The organism is Streptomyces sp. NPDC043427, assembly GCF_056436655.1.
The window spans coordinates 174327-196116 of record NZ_JBWKCC010000003.1; the positions used below are offsets into that span (position 1 = coordinate 174327).

The following is a 21790-nucleotide window of genomic DNA, read 5'->3' on the forward strand; positions in this document are numbered from 1 at the left end:
CTGGTGGCGGGCCCGTGACTGGCGCTGAGGTGGAGCACCACCCGGGAGCGGTCTGGGCGAAGTGGATGCCGTGCGCCCGGGCGAGGCGACCGCTCGGCTCAGGAGTGCGTCATGTCGCGGGCCCGGCTGGGGGCACCTCCCAGGCCCTTGAGGCACTGGGGGAGGACGGCACCACCCTCGCCCGGCGCCTCGTCGGGAACACCGCCGAAAGGGCGACCCGCATCACCGGCCGCACGGGCACGGCGCCCACCCTCGCGACCGTCCTGGTGGGCGAGGGTCCGGCGTCCGCCACCTACGTCCGTATGAAGCAGAACCGCTGCCGCAAGGCAGGGATCGGCGACGTCGACTTCGACTCGGCCCTCGAGCGGGCCTGCTCATCAGGCCGGTGCCGGGCGGCGTCGGCCCGATGACCATCGCCACGCTCCTGGAACAGACCGTGGACGCCGCCGCCCGGCGGCTGGGGCTGTGACGGTCGGACGTCACAGCCGGGGGTGACCTACGTCAGCGTCCACTTCTGGTTGTCGCCGCCGTTGCAGGCCCACAGCACCATCTGGGTGCCGTTGGCCGTGGCCGCGCCGTTGGCGTCGAGGCAGAGGCCGGCGTTGACGTTGGTGAGGGTGCCGTCGCTGTTCACGTTCCACTTCTGGTTGTTCTGGCCGTTGCAGTCCCAGATGACGACCTTGGTGCCGTTGGTGGTGCCCTGGTTGTAGGCGTCGAGGCACTTGTTGCCGTACACCACGAGCTCCTTGCGGGAGGTGTACGTCCACGCCTGGTTCTGGCCGCCGTTGCAGGCCCACAGCTCGGCCTGGGTGCCGTTGGGTGCGGCGCAGGCCGCCACCTCGCGGCAGATAATGTTCGTGATATCGAACGTGGATCGGTTTTCCGAACGCGTCGCGGGCCGAAGCTGGATCCACCCGGGGGTGAAGTCAACGGATGCGACAGAGGTGAATGGGTTGTGTTCCACGGGTCGTTCCCCTCAAGTCGTCCGCCGGGCGGCCATACTGACCGTCGTGCGAGTGGCGATCATGACAGCGGGCTCCCGGGGTGACGTGGCCCCCTACACCGGCCTCGGGCACGCGCTCCTGCGCGCGGGACACGAGGTCACCCTGGTGACACACGCCCGTTTCGAGCCCCTGGTGGCGGGCTCGCGACTCGGCTTCCACGCGCTGCCGGTGGATCCCCGGGCGGAGCTGGAGTCATCACGTGGGCGGGGGCTGCACCGCAGTGCGAGCAGCGTGGGCAAGCTGGTGCGGGTGGTCGAGATGGCGCGGGCGCTGGTCGGGCGGATGACCGACGACCTCGTGACGGCCGCCCACGCGAGTGACGTGCTGCTGCTGTCCACTTCTCTCGCTCCGCTGGGGCACGCCATCGCCGAGGGGCTACGCCTGCCGAGCCTCGGTGTCTATCTCCAACCCCGCCACCCCACACGGGAGTTCGCACCACCCGTCCTCGGGAGCGGCTCCTGGGGAAGCTTCGGCAACCGGCTCGCATGGCACGGTGAGGGTCTGGCCGTGGAGCGGGTCTTCGCCCAGGCCGTCCCGGCGGTACGGGCCCGGCTGGGGCTGCCCCGCTCCCGTCGCCCCGGTGCCTCACTGCGGGCGCGCGAGCGCCAGGGGTGGCCGGTGCTGCACGGCTTCAGCCCGCTGGTCGTGCCCCGGCCGCACGACTGGCGTGCGGGCCTCGACGTCACCGGCTACTGGTGGCCGTACGAGCGCGAGAGCCGACTTCCCCCGCACGTACGGGACTTCCTGGACGCCGGGCCCGCTCCGGTCTTCGTCGGCCTGGGCAGCGCAACGGTGCCCGATCCGCGGCGGCTGAGCGCGGAGGTCGTACGGGCGTTGCGTGGGGCAGGGCTGCGCGGGGTGATCCAGCGGGGCTGGGCCGGGCTCGAGGCCTCCGGGGACGACATGCTGACGATCGACGAGGTCCCCCACTTCCTCCTCTTCCCTGAGATGGCCGCCGTGGTCCACCACTGCGGCGCGGGCACCACGGCGGCCGGACTGCGCGCCGGCGTCCCGGCCGTACCGGTCCCCGTCCAGTTCGACGAAGGCTTCTGGGCCGCCCGCCTGGTCGGCCTGGGCGTGGCCCCGCAGGCCGTCCCCCTGCGCCGGCTGACCGCCGAGACCCTGACGTCGGCGCTGATCCGGGCCACCCGCGAGCCCGGGTTCCGGCGGCGGGCACAGGCGTTGGGTGTGCGCGTGCGTGAGGAGGACGGGGCGGGTCCGGTGGTCGAGGCGGTGAGCGCTCTGGGCCGGTAGGGGCACGACCGGCGGAGGCGCCGGGGGGCGGCAGTGATGCACACGCCTACGGCGTGTCACCCCATGGTGCGGTCGACACCTCACTCGCGGCCGCCCGCACAGCCGACCGCGGATGCGGCCCGGGCGGGGGTGCCACCCCCGCCGTCAACCCCGCCGCGCCGCTCGGAGCCTGCTTGTCCTCCCACCCCACCGGCCGCAGGAGGCCCAGCAACTGACGCACCAGTTCCTCGACCACCTCGTCCAGCGTCGCGTCCACCCAGCCCGCGCTCCAGTCGTGCAGGAGGCCGTTGACGCTGCCGATGAAGGCTGCGGCGGGCAGGCGGTAGTCGCGGGTGACCGCTTCTCCGCGTTCGGCGGCGGACGTGGCCTCGGCGCGGATGAGGTCGACCCAGCGGGCGCGGCGGGCCAGGCGCTGTTCCTCCAGGCGGGGGCTGACGCCGATGATCTCGACGAAGGTGATGCGGATGCGGCGGGGGTCGGCGGTGACGTTGGCGGCGTAGGCGCGGAAGATCGCGGTGACGCGGTCGGCGAGGGGCAGGTCCTGGGTGGCGGCGAACGCGGTCACGACGGCCCCTTCCGCCCAGTCGTTGACCTGGAGGTGCAGGGCGGCCAGGACGTCCTCGAGGGTGCGGAACTCCTCGTAGAACTGCCGGGTCGACAGGCCCGCCGCCTCGCTGAGCGCGGCGACGGTGGTGCCGCGGTAGCCGGGGGTGTCGCCGAACAGCTGGAGTGCCGCGTCGAGGAACCTGCGGCGCCGCTCCGCCTGCCGCTCCTCGGCGGTCTTGCCTCCGTACCGGCCCTTCGGTGCTCTGAGTCTGCCCGCCACTGACCCCACCCTCCGTATGTCGACCCGAACTCCGGCTCCCCCCTACCAATTTTGTCGTGTACGCAGTCTTGTGGCGAAGGGGCCCTCTTCCTTACTTTCCAGTAAGTACAGTCTGAACGCATCGGTATTCAGATTCGCACCGCCCACTCGGCATGCCCCCCAGCCAGAGGAGAGAGCACTCATGCCTGCCTTCAGAACCAGGCACCTTTGCTCCGTAGCCGTCGCCCTCGTCCTGACCGTCACCGCCCCCGCGACCGCCGCGACAGCGGTCGGCGCCGCCTCCGGCTCCAGCTCCGCCGCGCTGCGCGAGGTGATGTTCGTCGGGAACAACTGGGACGGCACCGCGGACGTCATCAAGTCGACCGGTGACTTCGCGAAGGTCGGCCGGATCAATGTGATTCCGGACAAGGACCAGCGGATGGCGGAGATCAACGCCGACCCCATCTGGTGGATCGCCTTCATGACCATCCGCAACTCCGTCGGTGAGGGCCACGACCAGTTCGTGGACGACATGTACTCCACGCCGGACGGGAAGTCGGTCGTCGTCTCACGGCCGAGTTTCGGCGACGTCGTCTCCATCGACCTCGCCACGGGTGCCCTCAACTGGCGCTTCCGCGTGTCGGGTTACCGTTCCGACCACATGGCCGTCTCCCCCGACGGCACCCGGGTCGCCGTCTCCGCCTCGACCGCCAACACCGTGCACGTCCTGGACATCGACACCGGCAAGCAGCTGGGTTCGTTCGCGACCGGCGACAAGCCGCACGAGAACATCTTCTCCAAGGACGGCAAGACCATCTGGAACATGGCCATCGGCGATGTCAACACCGCGCTGGACGCGCCCTGGCTGGACTGGACGAAGGGCGACCGGCGCATCACCGTCGTCGACGCGACCACGTTCAAGCAGGTCAAGACCGTCGACATGCGGCAGCGGCTGGACGTGATCGGTCTGAAGGACTACTCGGACGCCGTCCGCCCGGCCGTGTTCTCACCCGACGAGTCGAAGCTGTACTTCCAGGTGTCGTTCTTCAACGGCTTCTTCGAGTACGACGTCGCGACCGACAAGATCACGCGGACGAAGACCCTGCCGAAGAACTCGGCCACCAGCGACGACCGCGCGACCTTCGTCAACGACTCGCGCCACCACGGGCTGTCGATGAAGCCGGACGGCACGAAGCTGTGTGTCGCGGGCACGATGGACGACTACGCGACCGTCGTCGACCGCGTCACCCTCCAGGAGGGCCCACTCGTCCCCGTCTCCAAGCCCTACTGGGCCACGGTCAGCGGCGACGGCAAGAGCTGCGTCGTCTCCGAGAGCGGCGCCGACCAGGTCACGGCCATCGACTTCACCACCGGCAAGAAGACGGTGTCCGTCCCGGTGGGCGACCACCCGCAGCGGGTCCGACTGGGCCATGTGACGGCCGACTGGACCAGCCCGGCCTCCTGACGCGCCCTCGACCCGCCCGCCGCCGGGTGATCTCCTCGTGCAGCCGGCGCTGCCGGGCCCGCAGGTGGTCGAGCGCGTTCGCCTGCGGATCCTTGAGGATGGCGGCGATCTCGTCGGGGGAGAAGCCGAGTTCGCGGTAGCAGAGGATCTGCTGGAGCCGGGCCAGGTCGGCGTCGTCGTAAATCCGGTAGCCGGCCCGGCTGCGGCCGCCGGGGGTGAGCAGGCCGGTCCTGTCGTAGTGGTGCAGCGTGCGCACCGTCACGCCGGCGAAGGACGCGACCTGCTTCACGGAGTAGCTCATCCACCTGCCCTTTCGGGGGGGCCAGCGTGAACCCTGACGCGAGGGGAGGGTCAAGCGCCCCTCAGCCGCCGGTCTTGGCCGCCCAGGCCGTCAACTCGGTCCGGGCGGCGGCCAGCAGGTCGGCGGAGGGTGCGGTCGCGCCGTTGGTCACCAGCGCGTAGTGCAGGGTGCCCGAGTCGGAGTCGGTGAGCAGCAGTCGGCGGCTGCCGGTGCCGCCGGGCTCCGGGGCCGCCGCGACGGGAGTGGTGTTCGTGTACGCCGGCGGGGCGTACGCCGTGCCCAGGTCGGAGACGACGGTGGTCGTGGAGGTCGGGAAGGACGCCGGGAGGTGCAGTTCGGTGGGTGCCGAGCCGCTGCCCGACCGCCACAGGAGCAGGCCGTACTGTCCGGAGCCGACCAGGCGTGCCACGTTCGGCAGAGAGCTGGGGACCGGGTTCCACGTCAGGGTGGCGGAGCCGTCGCGGGAGCGGTCCTCGTAGGTGAAGGCGACGGTCGTGCCGGAGGTGGCGCTCGGGTAGACGCGGTCGAGGAGCCGGGCGTCCTGCCGCAGGGTCGGCTTGCCCGAGTCGTCGAGGCGTACGGCGGAGAGGTCCTCGTCGTTCCAGGCGTCGCCGGAGGTGAGCACCTTGTCGGGGTTGCCGTTCATCGGCTCGTGGTGGCGGCCGTTGTAGAGGTCCCACTGCCATTGCGATCCCGAGAGCACCGGCCCGCTGGTAGCCGTCTTCGTCCACCAGGTGGAGCCGGGGAGGCGGGAGTCGAGGGCCTGGTACATCGCCTTCAGGACGGTCGGGGCCTTGTCGGAGACGGTCCCGGCGAGCGGGTGCCCGAACTCGCTGACGACGGCCGGCGCCTTGGTGACGGTGGCGCGGTCGCGGACCGTGCCGAAGTCGCCCGCGTACTGCCCGTCGGCGGCCTTGCCCCACATGAAGACGCCGGAGATCGCCTTCTGGTCGTAGAAATGGGTGTTGAAGACGTAGCGTGGGCCGAGCGTGCCCGCGTCGAGCAGGCCGCCCTGCTGCTTCTGGAAGTCGATGTTGGCGTTCCAGAAGAGGTTCGGCTCGACGAAGGCGGGCTTGTCCTGCCAGCCGGCCGCGTCCATCCTGGCCCGGAACTTCACGTAGAACGGCCACAGCACGTCCCGCTCCCAAGTGCGGCTGGTCTGCCCCGAGTCGTAGACGCCCGCGTGCGGCTCGTTGTACGGGTCGAAGCCGACGACGCCCGCGAACTGCTCGGCGGACAGGTGCTGTTTGACGTACGTCATGGTCTGCTGGGCCGTGGTGAGGAAGGCGTCCTGGAGGCCGTACGCGTTGTGCCAGAAGTCGTACGACGCGCGCTTCACCGCTTCGTTCTGGGTGATGTTCTGGCCCCAGAACAGGCAGATCCCGCAGGACTCGTCGGGGTAGTTCCCGGCGTCCACGGCCCACTTGGGGGCGCCGTCGCCGGTGTACCAGCTGTCGGGGTCGAAGAGGTGGCGGGAGTAGAGGTCCTGGTGGAAGTCGGGGTAGACACGGATGCCGGCGTCGAGGAAGGCGCCCATCTGGTCGGTGGCGGCGGCCAGATAGGCGGTGTCGACCTGCCCGCGGGCGGGTTCGGCGTGGGCCCAGGAGAGCAGGAAGCGGACGGAGTTGCCGCCTCCGAGGGCGCGCAGCGCGGTGGCGGACTTCTTGGCGTCGGCGACCGAGGCGAAGGGCAGGCCGCCGTTCTCCTCCAGCTTGGTCTCGCCGGAGACGTTGTAGCCGCGCAGGACGACCTCGCGGCCCTGGCCGTCGATGAAGCGGCCGTTGGACACGGTCAGGGGCGTGCCGTCGAACCATTGGGAGTCGGGAAGGGGGGCGGCGGTGGCGGGGCCGGGGCCCACCACCGTCAGGAATCCGCTGAGGACAACCAGAACGACAAGGAGACGAGCCCTGATTTTCGTCATGTCCACTACAGTCCGGTGATTTCCGGACACCGTCAACACCACTGACTCACGAGTAAGTTCCTGTGGCCGTCTCAAGCCTGCGCGCGCCTGGTGACGTTCAGCAGGTAGTCCCTGCGGTTCAGCGGGTTGCGGTCGGCCCCGGCAAGGCGCGAGCGCCCCCGTCCGAGGACGAGGGCGCTCGCTTGTGCCGCTTCCCGTTGCTGCTATGCGTGTACGTGCCGGTGGCCGCGACCGTGCCCGCGGTTGGTGAACACCCGGTACAGCGCGAGAAGGATGACGGATCCGACGATGGCCGCGATCCAGGTGGACAGGTCGAAGAAGCCGTCGATCGAGTCGACTCCGAAGATCACCTTGCCGAGGAAGCCTCCGAGCAGTCCTCCGGCGATACCGATGAGCATGGTGATGATGATGCCGCCCGGGTCCTTGCCCGGCATGAGCGCCTTGGCAATGGCCCCGGCGAGCAGACCGATGACTATCCACGCGATGATGCCCATGGGGTTCTCCTAGCTGTCGGTTCGCCCAACGTGTTTCCAAGGAACGGGCGGCCAAACAGCAAGCCGGGGCGGGAGCCCCGGGGGTGCCCCGCCGTCACACGCTCCTCAGGGAGAGCCCGTGCGTCGTCGTGTGCGCCCGAGCGATAGTGAAACAGGTCGGTACGCCCTTCAGTTGCCGAAGCGCGAGGAACCGAGAGTGACCAGGTGGCCGACGAGGCTGATCTCGACGCCGTTCGCGGTGGCGCGCGCGGCGGTGAAGCCGACGCCCTCCGGGAGAGCGACCCTCCACGCGGACGTGGCCCGTTCGGCGCCGGGAACGGTCAATGAGAGCTCGTTGCCCTGCGCCAGGAGCGTACCCGTGCTGCTCAACGCCTGCCCGCCCACCGTGCCCGAGACCTTGACCCGTGCCGCCTGACCGTCCGACCCCGGAGCCTGGGAGAGCTTCAACGGGCCTCCGTCGCCCGCCAACCGCGTCACCACGTCGGACAGTTCCTTGTAGGAGAGGGTCAGGGTCCCGGTGGCGAGGTTCGCCTCGGCGCTGCGCGCGGTCAGCGAGGTCACCTGCACGTCGCGCAGGTCGAGACGGAGCCGGTCGACGTGCAGATAGCCGCCCTGCGCGTTGGTGGTGGTGTCGATGGTGAACCCTCCCGCGTCCAACGTGACATGGCTGAAGTCCCGCCGCGCCGCCTGCGTCAGAAACGGGAAGCCCCCGATCCCCACGTCCACATGTCCGTCGGTGGTGTTCCCGTAGCTGTACTTCTCCTTCGCGAGCTGCGCTGCCTCCTTCTCCGCGTAGTGCACGGCCACCCGGTCCGCGGCTATGAAAAGGACGGCGAACACCACCAACGTGATCGTCAGAACCTTCACCCATCGACGTCTCACGCCGCCCCCTCCACCTTGTTCGTCTTCGCGCGCTGATGACGTGATCATGTAGGCCACGCTGCACTGGGGACCCCTGCTTTACAAAGGGATTGATCGCGCCATACCGAGTGCGCGCCTGCGCTCAGCCGGTGTTCCGGTCCGGCTCCGCTCCGGTCCCGATCAGGAAGTCGGTGAGCGCTGCGGCGAGTTGTTCGGGCTGGTCCTCGGGGACGAGGGTGGAGGAGTCGGCGATCTCGATCAGCCGGCCCTTGGGGTACAGCTCCGCGAGTCGGGGACCGTGTTCACGCGGCATCAGTCGGTCTTCGGCCGCCCAGACGACCAGTACGGGGCGGTCGAAGTCGCGTAGTTCCTCGCTCCAGGCCAGCAGGGTCCTTCGCCCGGGCGCCGACGTGGCGAACTTGGCGAAGTCCCTGCGGATGGCCCTGCTCCGGGTCGCGGGAGCGAACCAGTCGTCCATGATCTCGTCCGGGATTCCGCGCAGGCTCATCCCGCCGTATCCGTTGCGGTTGTTCCGGAACGCGGGCACGCGCATGAGCCGCGTGAGAAGCCGGACGCCGCCGGGAACCCTGCACACATGGGCAACCGCTCTGGCCGGCCCCGGCGGAAAGTTGTCGAACGCCTCGCAGGCCACCAGCACCATCCGCGCGATCCTCCGGCCCTGCTCCTCCGCCACCAGGAACTGGCCGCCGCCCCAGTCATTGAGGACGAGAGTCACCTCGTCGAGCCCCAGCCGTTCGATGAACTCGCCCAGCAGTCGCGCCACACCCCGGTGGGACAGGTCGGCGTCCGGGTTCATCGGCCGACGATGACCGCCGAGGGGCAGCGTGGGCAGGACGCAGCGATACCCGTCCAGCAGCGGTACCACTTTGCGCCACTGCGTCTCGTTCATCGGCAGGCCATGACCGAACACCAGCACCGGCCCTCCGCCACCGGTGTCCTGAAAGTCGATCGGCCCGGACGACAGTTCGATCTCCGGCATCGCACCCCCATGTGATAGATCGTTCTACAGAAACACATCGCGACGGAAGCAGTCGCGCCCTTTGGCGCGATCCACCACTCTTTCTCCGGCGGCACGCAGCAGCCGAGGAAGGAGACGACCCGCCCGTCCGGCGCCGAGTACGGCCGGACGGTGCCGGCCTTGCCGGAGAGCGCGTAGGACCCGGTCGCGTCCGTCGCACCCGCCTCCGAGGCGGCCGCGGACGGCCTTGCCGCCACGAGTGGGTCCACGCCGGTGCGGAGTGGTTCGACCGCTGGGTGCCCGACCAGAACACGGCGAGGTCCCTCGCCTGCTCGATGATCATGATCCTGGCGGGCGTGCACATCCTGCCGTCGCGGAGTCCTCCGTGTGACCTTCGCAGTCACAAGGTCGATACTTCAAGGATGCGTGAGATTCTCCCGGTGCTGAGCGGCTGGTACGGCGCGGGAGCCCCGTTCGGGCTCGCCACCGTCGTCGCGGTGAGTCGGAGTGCGCCGCGCGATCCGGGGGCCGCGATGGCGGTGGGGCCCAAGGACGAGGTTGTCGGGAGTGTGTCCGGGGGCTGTGTCGAGGGCGCGGTGTTCGAGCTCGCGCAGGAGGTCGTGGCGAGCGGGGAGGCCCGGCTGGAGAGCTTCGGGTACAGCGACGAGGACGCCTTCGCGGTCGGGCTGACCTGCGGCGGCGAGATCACCCTGCTGGTCCGTCCCGTCACGCCCGAGCGCGATCCCGCTTTCGGTGCGGTCGCGGAGTCGGTCGCCGCGGGCGAAGCGGTGACCGTGGCGACCGTGTTCGACGGTCCGGCCCCGCGCGGTGCCGCCCTCGCCGTCTGGCCGGATCGTGTGGCCGGCACGCTCGGCGCGGCCGGTCTGGACGCGGCGGTCACCGCGGACGCGCGCGGTGAGCTGGCCCTGGGTGCGACGGGTGTCCGGCACTACGGGCCGCACGGGGAGCGGCGCGAGGACGCCGTGTCCGTGTTCCTGCACTCCTTCGCACCGCCGCCGCGCATGCTGGTCTTCGGCGCGATCGACTACGCGGCCGCCGTCGCTCGCATCGGTGACTTCCTCGGCTACCGGGTCACGGTGTGCGACGCGCGCCCGGTCTTCGCCACGGCGAAGCGGTTCCCGCCGGGCGTCGAGGTGGTCGTGGAGTGGCCACACCGGTATCTGCGGGAGCGGGACACCGATGAGCGCACGGTCGTCTGCGTCCTCACTCACGACCCGAAGTTCGACGTACCGCTCCTGGAGGAGGCGCTGCGTCGGCCGGCCGCGTACATCGGGGCGATGGGCAGCCGCCGTACGCACGACGACCGGCGTAAGCGGCTCGTCGAGGCCGGCCTCACGGACCGCGAGCTGTCCCGGCTGCGCTCGCCCGTCGGGCTCGACCTCGGGGCCCGTACGCCCGAGGAGGTGGCCGTGTCCGTGGCCGCCGAGATCGTCGCCCTGCGCTGGGGCGGCAGCGGCGCTCCGCTCAGCGCGACGGACGGGGCCATCCATCCGCCCGGGAGGGCGACGGCAGAGCTCCGTCATGGCGAAGCCCCGTAACGGCAACCCCCGTCACACCCCGTGACGCGGCGACCCCCGTCACACCCCGTGACGGCGATGGTCCGCGACGATCGCCTCCAGGTGGCGCAGCGCCGCCGTGACGCGGGACGGGTCCTCGCGGAAGAAGGGGTCCTCCGGTACCGGGAGCGACCCGGCGAGGGCCCAGCCCCTGCCGCGTGCCCAGGTGGCGTCGTCGGTGTCGACGGCCTCGCGGAAGGCGGGCAGTGCCGAGGCGGGGAGGAACTTCCAGGCGGGCAGCAGATCCACCGCCGGGTCGGCCACGGCGAGCGTCCCGAAGTCGATGACCGCGCTGAGCCGGCCGTTCCTGGCCAGGAGGTTGCCGGTGGCGAGGTCGCCGTGGATCCACACCGGCGGCTTGTGCCAGGCGGGCGCGGCGAGGGCCGCCTCCCACACCTCCTCCACCGCGTCGACGTCGACGAGGTCGGTCCTGCGCAGCGCCTCGATCTTGGGCCGGACGCGGGCCTCCGCGGCCAGGGAGTCGCGGGCGTCCCCCATCGGGACCCCGCGGAAGGCGTTGCTCTGCTCGGGGCCGGGCCCGTCGGTGGCGTCGACGCCCTGGAGGGCGGTGAGGAAGCCGGCGAGGTCGAGGGCGGTACGAACGGGGTCGGCGAGATCCTCGGTGGTCGCCGTCTCGCCGTCCAGCCAGCGGTACACCGACCAGGGGTACGGGTAGCCCTCGCCGGGTTCACCCTGAGCCACCGGTTCCGAGACGGGCAGCGGCAGGTACGGGGCCAGGCGCGGCAGCCAGCGGTGCTCCCGCTCCACCTGGCCGGCCCAGTGGGCGTAGCGCGGCAGCCGTACGGACAGCTCGTCGCCGAGCCGGAAGGTGGCGTTGTCCATGCCGGACCGCGGGACGGGGGCGAGGGGGAGGTGCGCCCAGTGCGGGAACTGGGCGGCGAGAAGGCGGTGGACGAGGGAGGCGTCGATCAGCACAAGGATCATGCCAGCGGGTCCCGGGGCGATGCGTCCACCGAATTTCGGCGTGTGCCATCGGAATTCCGCCCGTGCGGCGGCGAAAATTCTCCGCCTTTCTCCCCGGTTTCGGGGGTGTGGGGTGGACCGAGAGGGGTACGCGCCACTCAATGGAGTGGGCCCATCGCCTTCTCCAGATCATTCCCTCGTGCAGAGGAAGGAGGTCCGTTGACAGCGCACCAGTCGCGAAGCCGGGCCGCTTCCGGGCGAGAGGACCGGAGCGGCCCGGCCCTTGTGTCCCCTGAGGCCCCTGGGGCGTGGCCGCCGGACTAGACGCGCTGCGGCAGCCGGTGCAGTTCGACGTCGGTGACGTGGCCGTCGGCCAGCGTGGCCGTCATGTACGTGCAGTGGGGCTGACGGCGGCGGTCGGTCGGGGAACCCGGGTTGAGCAGGCGCAGGCCGGTCGGGGCGGTGGTGTCCCACGGGATGTGGCTGTGACCGAAGACCAGCACGTCGAGGTCGGGAAAGCGGGCGGCGCACCGGGACTCGCGGCCCTGGGCCGGGCCGGTCTCGTGGATCGCGCCGAAGCGGACACCGTCCAGCTCGGCGTACGCCACCTCGGGCAGCCGGGCGCGCAGGGCGGGGCCGTCGTTGTTGCCGTACACGCCGATCAGTCGTCGGCTGCGGCTCTCCAGCAGGTCGAGGGTGGCCGTGTCGACCCAGTCCCCGGCGTGGAACACGACATCGGCGTGCGGGAGTTCGGCGAGCAGGGGCGCGGGCAGTTCCCGGGCGCGTTTGGGCAGATGGGTGTCGGACATCAGAAGCAGACGCACAGGGTCAGCGTATGGGCTCCCCGCCACGGCGTCGCGATTCGGCCACCTCTGCCATATGGCCGAAAAGAGCAACATCCGCTCCCCCAGGGTTAGCATCGGGCCAGGCGCGCGCCAGAGCAGCCAGGCGCACGGCAACCGACCCGAGGGGGCCAGGAGCCCATGCCGGTCAAGGTCAGCGTCATCGTTCCCGTGTACAACCCCGGGCCGTACCTCGAGGACTGCGTCGCGTCACTGCTGCGGCAGTCGATGCCCGCCGACTCGTACGAAATGATCTTCGTGGACGACGGTTCCACCGACGAGACGCCGGCCCGGCTCGATGCGCTGGCGGCCGAGGACCCGCGCGTCCGGGTCGTCCACCAGGAGAACTCCGGCTGGTCAGGCAAGCCCCGCAACGTGGGCATCGCCGCCGCCCGGGGCGAGTACGTGATGTTCGTCGACCACGACGACCTCCTCGGTGACGAGGCCCTGGAGCGGATGTACGACTACGGCGTGGCCAACGGCGCCGATGTGGTCGTGGGGAAGATGGCCGGCAAGGGGCGTGGCGTGCCGGTGGAGCTCTTCCGTACGAATCGTCCGCGCGCGACCGTCGCGAACGCGCCACTGATCGACAGCCTCACCCCGCACAAGATGGTCCGCCGCGCCTTCCTCGACGGCATCGGTCTGCGTTTTCCCGAGGGCAGGCGGCGGCTGGAGGACCACGTCTTCGTCGCGGAGGCGTATCTGCGCGCCGAGCGCGTCTCCGTGCTGAGCGACTACGTCTGCTACTACCACGTCAAGCGCGACGACGAGTCCAACGCGGGCTTCCGGCGCTTCGAACCGGCCGGTTACTTCAAGAACCTCCGGGAAGCCCTCGACGTCGTCGAGCGGTACACCGATCCGGGGCCGCTGCGGGACAGGCTCTTCCGGCGCTGGCTGCGCGTGGAGATGGTCGAGCGGCTGCGCGGGCGGCGCCTCCTCGCCTTGCCCGAGGACTACCGCCGGGAGCTGTTCGAGGAGATCCACGGGGTCGTCGTCGAGCGGTTCGGGCCGGGCGTGGCGGCGGGGCTGCCGCCCGCTCAGCGGGTCGTCGCCGCGCTTGCCGCCGCCGGCCGGTTCGACGACGCCGTGGCCTTCGCGGAGTGGGAGGCCGCCCTCGCTCTCCGGGCGGAGCCGAAGGGCGTGGAGTGGCGGGGCGGGAGGCTGCGGGTCGGCCTCACCGCCGAGTTCGTACGGGACGGGCGGCCGGTGGAATTCCCCACCGGCCCCGTGTCCGACGACGAGCCTCCTCTGGACGCGGCCGAGGCCGTGACGTGGGTGGGTGCGGACGCCGTGGTCCGCTTCACCACGGCCTCGGCCGATCTGCAGCTGAGAGAGCGGTCCAGCGCCGCGCCGTACTTCCAGCCGGTGGAGGTCACGCGTGAGACCGTCCCGGTCGGCGACGGCACCCGCGTGCGGCTGGTGGTGCGCGTGACGTCCACCGTCGACCCGGCCCGCGCGGTGAGCGGCGGCCCCTTGGGCGACGGCCTGTGGGACGCCTTCGTACGGGTCAGGCTGGGCGGCTGGACCAAGGAGTGCCGGCTGGGCCCGGACCCGCGGACAGGCCGTCCGACTCCCTGCCACGCCGGTGTGGTGGACGGGCTCGTGGTCCTGCCGTATTGGACCCGCCCGCACACGAGCCTCGCCCTGGACGTCGGCCGCGCGGGCGCGCGGCTCGGCCTCGGCGGCATCGCGCCCGGGGACGTCACGGTCGAGGGCGGGCGGCTGCGCGCGGTGCTGCCGCTGTACGTTCCTGGGCCCACGGGTGTGCTGCTGCGGCTGACCGGCGCCGGTGCCTCCGTCGACGTGCCGGGCACGCTGAGCCCTGCCGCCCCCTCCGGCCTGGAGGCCGCCCTGCCCGTCGGTGCGGTGACCGGGACCCGGCGGGTCGCGCTGTGCCTGGCCCCGGACGCCGGGCCGCCCCGCTTCCACGCGCTGCCGTTCGCCCTGCGCTTCGGGTTTGGCGGGGCCCGGGTGGTGCGGGTCCCGCGGCCCGGTGTCTCAGGGCGGCTGGCCCGCAGGGTGCGGCGGGTGCTGGGCGCGGCCGTGGGGGTGGGGAGGGCCTAGGGCTGTGACCGGAGAGGTTCGCCGGAAAGCTCGCGGCGTCCGGTGCGGTGCCTCGCAAGGCGGAGCACGCCCCGTGTACTGGATGTGCTCGGATCATGCGACAACGCGGCGGTGGGGGCCCCTCCCGCGCGAGCGAAGCCGAGCGTGGGGGAGCCGTGCCGGACGCCGCGAGCCGGTGAACCCCTCCGGTCACAGCACCAGGGCGTCGCAGGGCGGGCGGGACTTTCGCAACACGCCCTGGACAGCCCGGGGCACAGTCGAGGCACGGAGGTGACGAACCGCATGCGGCCCCTGGAGACAGCCGGTGCCTGGGTCCTCGAACCCGCGGTGTTCCCGGACGAACGCGGCAGCTTCCACGAGTGGTACCGCGGTGCGCAGTTCCGCGAGGCGACCGGTCACGACCTGGCGCTCGCGCAGGCCAACTGTTCCGTCTCGCGCCGGGGCGTCCTGCGCGGGGTGCACTTCTGCGACGTACCGCCAGGCCAGGCCAAGCACGTCACCTGTGTGCGCGGTGCCGTCCTGGACGTGGTGGTGGACCTGCGGGTCGGCTCCCCCACCTTCGCGCGGTGGGAGGCGGTGCGGCTGGACGACGTCGACCGACACGCCCTGTTCCTCGCGGAGGGGCTCGGGCACGCCTTCCAGGCCCTCACCGACGACGCCACCGTGGTCTATCTGTGCTCGACCGGATACGCGCCCGAGCGGGAGCACGGGGTGCACCCGCTCGACCCGGCTTTGGGCATCGCCTGGCCCGAGGACCTCTCCCCGCTGCTGTCGCCGAAGGACGCGCAGGCCCCGTCGCTGGCCGAGGCGCAACGGGCGGGGCTGCTGCCGTCCTACGCGGCCTGCCTCGCGCACTACGACGGGCTCAGGGGCTGACTCCGCTCCCCCGTCACCACGACCGGCTCAGGTGCCGACGCCCACCTGTTCCAGGGCCCGGCGGACCGGCTCCCAGCCCTGGGCGCGCCGGAGGCCCAGGTTGCGGGCCCGGACGAGGGGTCGCCACAGGCCCGCTTCGAGCAGTGTCTCCGGGCGCACGGCTCCCGCGCGCTCCAGGATCGCCTCGGGCACCTTCTGCGGGTCGGGCACGTCGTACTCCGCGACGATCTCGTCGTACCGGTCGCGCAGCGCGGTGTTGCGGGGGTCGGCGCCGAAGACGACGAGCTGTCCGGTGGGCTGGGTGTCGACGAGGACGGTCACGAGGTCGGGGCGGTGGCGGGCGAGGATCTCGGCGAGTTTGTAGACGTCGCCGGTCCAGGCCGTGGTGTGGCGGTCGCGTGCGGCCTCGTCGATGCTGCGGGGCAGCATGTCGTCGAGGACGATCACGCTGCCCCAGCCGGAGTACCGCTCGACGTTGATGAAGTCGCGCAGCGCGTACTCGAACAGGTGCATGCCGTCGATGAAGGACAGGTCGAGGGTGGTGCGGCGCCAGTGGCCGAGCGGGTGGCGGGCCCGGCGCAGGTTGCGCAGCGGGTGACGGCCGCCCTTGAGGTGGGCGAGGGGGTTGGCGCGGGCGAAGAAGTCGTCGCTGGTGGCCTTCACCAGGTGGACGTCGCACCGGATCTCGGAGGTCACCTTGAAGGCGGGGTCGACCGCGATGCTGGGGACGCGGGAGAGCTTCAGGCTGCGGCCGTCGTTGACGCCGATCTCCAGGTAGTTGCGGTTCGCGGTGACCTTGTGCAGTTCCCGTAGGAACTCATGGCGTTTCACGCGGGGACTCCTTGCCGATCAGGGGCAGTGCCTCGTGCAGGGCGGCACGCCAGTCGCGCGGTGGCGGCAGGCCGGCCTCCTGCCAGCGGCCGTGGGCCAGGACGCTGTACGCGGGGCGCGGCGCGGGCCGGGGGAAGGCGGCGCTGTCGGTGGGGCGCACCCGGTCCGGGTCGGCGCCGACGCCCCGGAACACCTCGCGGGCCAGGTCGCACCAGGTGGCCTCGCCGGAGTTGGTGGCGTGGAAGACGCCGTGGGTGTCGGGGCCGATGCGCGGGCCGAGGTCGGCGAGGCGTGCGGCCACGTCCGCGCTCCAGGTCGGCTGGCCCCGCTGGTCGTCGACGACGGCGACGGTGTCCCGGCGCGCCTCCAGGTCGAGCATCGTGCGTACGAAGTTGCGGCCGTGGGCTCCGTACAGCCAGGCCGTCCGGACGACGGCGCTCGCGTCGGGGAGTTCGGCGCGCACGGCCAGCTCGCCGGCGAGCTTGGTGCGGCCGTAGGCGGTGCGGGGGGCCGGGGGGTGGTCCTCCGGGTAGGGGGTGGTGCGGGCGTCGCCGGAGAAGACATAGTCGGTGGAGACGTGGATCAGGCGGGCGCCGGTCGCCGAGCAGGCGCGGGCGAGCAGCCGGGGGCCCTCTCCGTTGACGTGCAGGGCGCGTGCCTCGTCGGTCTCGGCGTCGTCGACGGCCGTGTATGCGGCGCAGTTGACGACCAGGTCGGGCCGGTGGACGGTGAAAACCCGCTCCACGAAGTCGACCCGGGCGATGTCCAGGGCGCGCCGGTCCAGGCCCACCACGTCCGCGCCGCGCCGGGCCAGCTCGTCGACCGTGTCGCGGCCGAGCCCCCCGCCCGCTCCGGTGACCAGCCACCTCATGGCGCCCGCCGTCCCGCGACCGGCCGCCCCATCACACCCCGCCGTCCCGCGACCGGCCGCCTCATCACACCCCGCCGTCCCGCGACCGGCCCCGTCATGGCGTTCCGCCGTCCCGGCCGACGCGTCGCTTCAGGGGCTCCCACCAGGCGCGGTTGTCGCGGTACCAGGCGACCGTCTCGGCGAGGCCGGTCGTGAAGTCCCGGTGCGGGTGATAGCCGAGTTCGGTGCGGGCCTTGGTCCAGTCGACGCTGTAGCGCAGGTCGTGACCCTTGCGGTCGGCGACGTGTTCGACCCGGTCCCAGTCGGCCCCGCAGGCGTCGAGGAGGAGGGCGGTGAGCTCCTTGTTGCTGAGTTCGGTGCCGCCACCGATGTTGTAGACCTCGCCGGGGCGGCCCAGGGTGCGGACGAGGTCGACGCCGTGGCAGTGGTCGTCGACGTGCAGCCAGTCGCGAACGTTGCGTCCGTCGCCGTAGAGCGGGACCTTCCGGCCGTCGAGGAGGTTGGTGACGAACAGCGGGACGACCTTCTCGGGGAACTGGCGCGGGCCGTAGTTGTTGGAGCAGCGCGTGACACGCACGTCGAGGCCGTGGGTGCGGTGATGGGCCAGGGCGAGCAGGTCGGAGGAGGCCTTGGAGGCGGAGTACGGGGAGTTCGGGCGCAGGGGGTGGGTCTCGGGCCAGGAGCCGGTGTCGATGGAGCCGTACACCTCGTCGGTGGAGACGTGGACGAACGGGCCGACGCCGTGCCGGAGGGCCGCGTCGAGGAGGGTCTGGGTGCCCAGCACGTTGGTGCGTACGAACTCGCCGGCGCCGTCGATGGAGCGGTCCACGTGGGACTCGGCCGCGAAGTGCACCACCTGGTCGGCGTCGGCCATCAGCTTGTCGACGAGGGCGGGGTCGCAGATGTCGCCGTGGACGAACTCCAGGCGGGGGTGGACCAGGGGCAGGTTGTCGGTGCTGCCGGCGTAGGTGAGCCGGTCGAGCACCGTGACGCGGACGGCGTCGTCGGCGGCGAGCAGGGTGCGGACGTAGGCGGAGCCGTGAAGCCGGCGGCGCCGGTGACGAGGACGTTCATGTGTGGATCTGCACCTTGCTGTGGTCGCCGAGGACGAGGCGGTGGGCGCTGGGGACGACGGGGGCCGGAGTCACCTCGACGTGCCGGCCGATCAGGGAGTTCTCGATGCGGCCCACGCCGTGGATGGAGGAGTCCCGCAGCACGATGGAGAACTCCAGTTCGCTGTCGGTGATACGGCAGTTCTCCGCGATGGAGGTGAAGGGGCCGACGTAGGAGTCGCGGACCTCGGTGCCCGCGCCGATGACGACGGGGCCGACGACGCGGGAGTTCACCACGCGCGCGCCCTCCTCCACGACGACCCGGCCGATGGTCTCGGACCCGCCGTCCACCTCGCCGTCGATACGGCGTTCGAGGCTCTCCAGGACAGTACGGTTGACCTCCAGCATGTCGACGACGTTGCCGGTGTCCTTCCAGTAGCCCTTGATGAGGGTGGAGCGCACGTCGGCGCCGGTGTCGATCAGGTGCTGGATGGCGTGGGTGATCTCCAGTTCGCCGCGCCGGGACGGCGAGATGGCGCGCACCGCCTCGTGGATGACCGGCGTGAACAGGTACACGCCGACCAGGGCGAGGTCGCTCTTGGGGTGCTCGGGCTTCTCCTCCAGGCCGACGACCTGGCCGGAGCCGTTCAGTTCGGCGACGCCGAAGGCGCGGGGATCGGCCACGCGGGTGAGGAGGATCTGGGCGTCGGGGCGGGTGCGGCGGAACGCGTCGACGAGGTGGGCGATGCCGCCGACGATGAAGTTGTCGCCGAGGTACATCACGAAGTCCTCGTCGCCGAGGTAGTCCCGCGCGATCAGCACGGCGTGGGCGAGCCCGAGGGGCTTCTCCTGGGGGAGGTAGGTGATGTCGAGGCCGAAGGAGGCTCCGTCGCCGACCGCTTCGCGGATCTCGCCGGCGGTGTCTCCGACGATCACGCCCACCTCGGTGACGCCGGCCGCGGCGATCGACTCCAGTCCGTAGAAGAGCACCGCCTTGTTGGCCACGGGGACGAGCTGTTTGGCCGACGTGTGGGTGATCGGCCGCAACCGCGTACCGGCGCCGCCGGACAGCACGAGAGCCTTCATCTGCTTCACCATAGCCATGATCAGCTGAAATGGAACCTTCACCTCCGCCTGCGGGGTCCCCGGTTCGTCCGCCCGTACGTCAGCCCGGCTCAGTCGCCGGAACGTTCCAGCACGAGCTCGCACCACACCTGTTTGCCGCCGCTGACCGGCACGGTTCCCGAGGTGTCCGACACGGCCTCGACGAGGAGGATGCCGCGGCCGCCCGTGGCCTCCCAGCCGATGTCGGGCGGCTTGACGGGGCTGCGGGGCGAGGCGTCGGTGACGGCGACGCGCAGCCGGTGGTGGTGCAGGGTGAGGTCGAGACGGACCCGGCCGTCGGTGTGGACGAGGGCGTTGGTGACGAGCTCGGAGACGACGAGCAGGGCGGTGTCGATGTCGTCGCCGGGCACGCCCCAGCCGCGCAGGGTACGGCGGGTGTAGCGGCGGGCGTGCCGCACCGCCTCGGGGACACGCCACACCGTCCAGGTCTCGCGCCGGGGGCGTACGGCCATGCCGTCGTAGCGCATGAGGAGCAGGGCGATGTCGTCGGTGCGCTGAGCGTTGCCGAGGAGGGCGTCGGCGACGAGGCCGAGGTGGGCGGGGTCGGCGGCGGCCAGTTGGTCGGCGAGCCGCTCCATGCCCGTGTCGATGTCGGAGCCGGGGGTCTCGACAAGACCATCGGTGGTGAGGGCGAGCACCGTGCCCGGGCGCAGGGAGAGGGGGCTGAGGGGGAAGTCGGCCTGCGCCAGTACGCCGAGCGGCGGGCCGCCGTCCGCCTCCGCGATCTCCGTGCTGCCGTCGGAGTGACGCAGCACCGGCGGCAGGTGTCCGGCGCGCACGCACCAGGCGGTGCCCTCCTCCAGGTCGACGTCGACGTAGCAGCAGGTCACAAAGAGGTCGGTCTCCAGCTCCATGAGGAGCCGGTTGGAGTGGGAGACCACCACGTCCGGGGGATGCCCCTCGGCTGCGTAAGCGCGCAGGGCGGTGCGCATCTGGCCCATGAGGGTGGCGGCGGCCGCGCTGTGGCCCTGGACGTCGCCGATGACGAGGGCGACGTGGTGGTCGGACAGCGGGATCACGTCGTACCAGTCGCCCCCGACCTCCAGGCCAGCGGTGGTGGGCAGGTAGCGGGCGACGGCGACCGCGCCGGGCAGATTCGGCAGGCGGCGCGGGAGGAGCTGGCGCTGGAGCATGCCGACCAGTTCGTGCTCGGCGTCGAAGGCGTGGGCGCGCAGGAGGGCCTGTCCGGCGAGGCCCGCGGAGGCGGTGAGCAGGGCGCGTTCGTCGGGGCCGAAGTCGTGCGGGGCGTCCCAGCCGATCAGACAGGCGCCGGCCATGCGGCCCGCGGCGGGCAACGGCAGCACGGCGAGGCCGCCGGGGCCGACGTCGGCGAGGGCGGGTTCCAGGGCGGTGCCGGCGGGCCAGATCCGGGCGCGGCCCTCGCGCAGGGCGGCGGCGAGAGTGGGCATGGTACGGACGGGCGCGTCGGGCCATTCGGAGCGCCACTCCAGCCGCCACAGCTCGGGCCAGGCCTCCGGTTCGGGCGGGTCGAGGACGATGACGACGAGCCGGTCGTTCTCGAGTTCGGCGAGGGCGATCCGGTCGGCCCGCAGCGGCTTGCGCAGGGCGGTGACCACGGCCTGGCTGACGTCGCGGACCGTGCCTGCGGTCGCGAGGGCGGCGGCCAGGCGCTGGACGCGGGCCACGTCGGTGACGTCGGAACGCAGGGTGGAGACGTCGGCGACGGTGCCCGCGAGCCGGGCCGGGCGGCCGTCTCCGCCGGGCAGCAGCCGGCCGCGCAGCCGCAGCCACCTGGGCGGTCCGCTGGGCTGCAGGACGCGGAACTCCAGTTCGCGGTCGCCGATGGACATGTGGTCGGCCTCGACCACGGACATCAGCGAGGGCAGGTCCTCCGGGACGGTGAGGCCGAGCAGGGTCTCGACTTTGCCGTCGAACTCCTCGTGGGTGAGGCCGAACAGCTCCAGGATGTCGTCGCCGACCTCGACGCGGCCGGTGTCCATGGCGAGGCTGAAGGCACCCCCCGCGAGTTCCTCGCCGCCGCCGGCGGCGGGCCGGGACGGGGCGGCGCAGGCGGCGGCCCCGGCGACGAGCGCCAGGCACGCGCGGTCCTCGGGGTCGAAGCCGTCGGGGCTCTCGGTCACGACGAGCAGACAGCAGCCGCCGTTCTCGTCGTCCCGAACGGGCAGGGCCGCCAGGTGGACGTCCTGGGACGCCATCCGTCGCGACTCGGCGTACCCGGCGAGCTCCGCGGGGCCGAGCCAGACCGGCTCCGCGGTGCGGTGGGCGTCGGCGGCCGGGGAGCGTCCGGCGAGCGGGTAGCTCTCGCGCAGTCCGTACAGCGTCCTCGGTACACCGACCGACTCGACCAGGCACAGCAGGCCGCCCTCCGTGCCCGGCGCGTAGAGGGCGGCGAGGGACGCACTGGTGAAGACGAGTGCCTGTTCGAGGGTGCGGCGCACCCGGTCGGGTGAGTCGGGGGCAGTCGTGAGCGTCTTGAGGGCAACCTCGGCACGCAACGCTCTCGTCCTGCGTACGCCGGCGCCCTCACTGACCACGTCCGTCATTACAGCGCTTATGTGACTT

The 21790-nt window shown here is 71.7% G+C and carries 16 protein-coding genes, 5 pseudogenes and 1 riboswitch; of the genes and pseudogenes, 7 read left to right on the top strand and 14 right to left on the bottom strand.

The annotated features are described in order from the left end of the window. Window positions 1-4: 4 nt before the first annotated feature. A riboswitch (ZMP/ZTP riboswitch) is annotated at window positions 5-89 on the top strand. Between the two features lie 15 nt (window positions 90-104). Both AC067M_RS08105 and AC067M_RS08110 read left to right on the top strand, forming a co-directional pair. Continuing rightward, window positions 105-335: pseudogene (locus AC067M_RS08105) on the top strand (tetrahydrofolate dehydrogenase/cyclohydrolase catalytic domain-containing protein); the annotation flags it as partial. Then, a pseudogene (locus AC067M_RS08110) lies at window positions 333-469 on the top strand (bifunctional 5,10-methylene-tetrahydrofolate dehydrogenase/5,10-methylene-tetrahydrofolate cyclohydrolase); the annotation flags it as partial. The pseudogenes AC067M_RS08105 and AC067M_RS08110, both read left to right, overlap by 3 nt. 27 nt (window positions 470-496) lie before the next feature. Here AC067M_RS08110 and AC067M_RS08115 read toward each other — a convergent pair. Further along, on the bottom strand, window positions 497-964 hold the full coding sequence (locus AC067M_RS08115; protein ID WP_478696158.1) for an RICIN domain-containing protein: 468 nt from the start codon (window positions 962-964) through the stop codon (window positions 497-499). Window positions 965-1025: 61 nt separating this feature from the next. Here AC067M_RS08115 and AC067M_RS08120 point away from each other — a divergent pair, with 61 nt between their 5' ends. Then, a complete protein-coding gene (locus tag AC067M_RS08120; protein ID WP_478696427.1) occupies window positions 1026-2258 on the top strand; it encodes a glycosyltransferase in 1233 nt (410 codons plus the stop codon). A gap of 175 nt (window positions 2259-2433) precedes the next feature. On the opposite strand, the pseudogene AC067M_RS08125 reads toward AC067M_RS08120, so the two are convergent. Then, window positions 2434-3084, bottom strand: a pseudogene (locus AC067M_RS08125) (TetR/AcrR family transcriptional regulator); the annotation flags it as partial. A 181-nt stretch (window positions 3085-3265) separates the two neighbouring features. Between AC067M_RS08125 and AC067M_RS08130 the strand changes: the two are divergent. Further along, the gene (locus tag AC067M_RS08130; RefSeq protein WP_478696159.1) at window positions 3266-4528 is read left to right on the top strand and encodes a YncE family protein; all 1263 of its coding nucleotides are present in this window, start codon (window positions 3266-3268) and stop codon (window positions 4526-4528) included. A gap of 22 nt (window positions 4529-4550) precedes the next feature. Here the strand turns inward: AC067M_RS08130 and AC067M_RS08135 are convergent. The 5 genes and pseudogenes from AC067M_RS08135 to AC067M_RS08155 form a co-directional block, all read right to left on the bottom strand. Beyond that, window positions 4551-4829 (bottom strand): annotated as a pseudogene (locus tag AC067M_RS08135) (MerR family transcriptional regulator); the annotation flags it as partial. 61 nt (window positions 4830-4890) lie between these two features. Then, complete coding sequence (locus AC067M_RS08140) at window positions 4891-6750, bottom strand: glycoside hydrolase family 5 protein (RefSeq protein WP_478696160.1); 1860 nt, start codon at window positions 6748-6750, stop codon at window positions 4891-4893. Window positions 6751-6953: 203 nt separating this feature from the next. Beyond that, window positions 6954-7244 carry a GlsB/YeaQ/YmgE family stress response membrane protein gene (locus tag AC067M_RS08145; RefSeq protein ID WP_478696161.1) on the bottom strand — a complete coding sequence of 97 codons (291 nt, stop codon included), beginning with the start codon at window positions 7242-7244 and terminating at the stop codon, window positions 6954-6956. Between the two features lie 168 nt (window positions 7245-7412). After that, the gene (locus tag AC067M_RS08150) at window positions 7413-8126 is read right to left on the bottom strand and encodes an LmeA family phospholipid-binding protein (RefSeq protein ID WP_478696162.1); all 714 of its coding nucleotides are present in this window, start codon (window positions 8124-8126) and stop codon (window positions 7413-7415) included. A gap of 121 nt (window positions 8127-8247) precedes the next feature. Further along, on the bottom strand, window positions 8248-9105 hold the full coding sequence (locus tag AC067M_RS08155; RefSeq protein WP_478696163.1) for an alpha/beta fold hydrolase: 858 nt from the start codon (window positions 9103-9105) through the stop codon (window positions 8248-8250). A 401-nt stretch (window positions 9106-9506) separates the two neighbouring features. Here AC067M_RS08155 and AC067M_RS08160 point away from each other — a divergent pair, with 401 nt between their 5' ends. Next, window positions 9507-10643: an XdhC family protein gene (locus AC067M_RS08160; RefSeq protein ID WP_478696164.1), complete on the top strand. Its 1137-nt coding sequence runs from the start codon at window positions 9507-9509 to the stop codon at window positions 10641-10643. Window positions 10644-10682: 39 nt separating this feature from the next. Here AC067M_RS08160 and AC067M_RS08165 read toward each other — a convergent pair whose 3' ends face one another. Then, entirely contained in the window at window positions 10683-11606 is a 924-nt protein-coding gene (locus tag AC067M_RS08165; RefSeq protein ID WP_478696165.1) for an aminoglycoside phosphotransferase family protein, read from the bottom strand. Between the two features lie 299 nt (window positions 11607-11905). Beyond that, complete coding sequence (locus tag AC067M_RS08170) at window positions 11906-12409, bottom strand: metallophosphoesterase family protein (RefSeq protein WP_478696166.1); 504 nt, start codon at window positions 12407-12409, stop codon at window positions 11906-11908. A gap of 159 nt (window positions 12410-12568) precedes the next feature. On the opposite strand from AC067M_RS08170, the gene AC067M_RS08175 reads away from it, so the two are divergent. Continuing rightward, complete coding sequence (locus AC067M_RS08175; RefSeq protein ID WP_478696167.1) at window positions 12569-14491, top strand: glycosyltransferase family 2 protein; 1923 nt, start codon at window positions 12569-12571, stop codon at window positions 14489-14491. A gap of 282 nt (window positions 14492-14773) precedes the next feature. After that, a complete protein-coding gene (gene rfbC, locus AC067M_RS08180) occupies window positions 14774-15367 on the top strand; it encodes a dTDP-4-dehydrorhamnose 3,5-epimerase (RefSeq protein WP_478696168.1) in 594 nt (197 codons plus the stop codon). A 27-nt stretch (window positions 15368-15394) separates the two neighbouring features. On the opposite strand, the gene AC067M_RS08185 is transcribed toward rfbC, so the two are convergent. The 5 genes and pseudogenes from AC067M_RS08185 to AC067M_RS08205 all read right to left on the bottom strand — a co-directional run bounded on the left by AC067M_RS08185 (window position 15395) and on the right by AC067M_RS08205 (window position 21771). Continuing rightward, on the bottom strand, window positions 15395-16198 hold the full coding sequence (locus AC067M_RS08185) for a class I SAM-dependent methyltransferase (protein WP_478696169.1): 804 nt from the start codon (window positions 16196-16198) through the stop codon (window positions 15395-15397). Further along, window positions 16185-17069 carry a dTDP-4-dehydrorhamnose reductase gene (gene rfbD / locus AC067M_RS08190; RefSeq protein ID WP_478696170.1) on the bottom strand — a complete coding sequence of 295 codons (885 nt, stop codon included), beginning with the start codon at window positions 17067-17069 and terminating at the stop codon, window positions 16185-16187. The genes AC067M_RS08185 and rfbD overlap by 14 nt, the downstream gene beginning before the upstream one ends. A gap of 94 nt (window positions 17070-17163) precedes the next feature. Continuing rightward, a pseudogene (gene rfbB / locus AC067M_RS08195) lies at window positions 17164-18143 on the bottom strand (dTDP-glucose 4,6-dehydratase). Then, entirely contained in the window at window positions 18140-19207 is a 1068-nt protein-coding gene (locus AC067M_RS08200) for a glucose-1-phosphate thymidylyltransferase (protein ID WP_478696171.1), read from the bottom strand. Before AC067M_RS08200 ends, rfbB begins: the two are co-directional and overlap by 4 nt. Before the next feature lie 89 nt (window positions 19208-19296). After that, window positions 19297-21771, bottom strand: coding sequence for a SpoIIE family protein phosphatase (locus tag AC067M_RS08205; protein WP_478696172.1), 2475 nt, complete (start codon window positions 21769-21771; stop codon window positions 19297-19299). Between the last annotated feature and the right edge of the window lie 19 nt (window positions 21772-21790).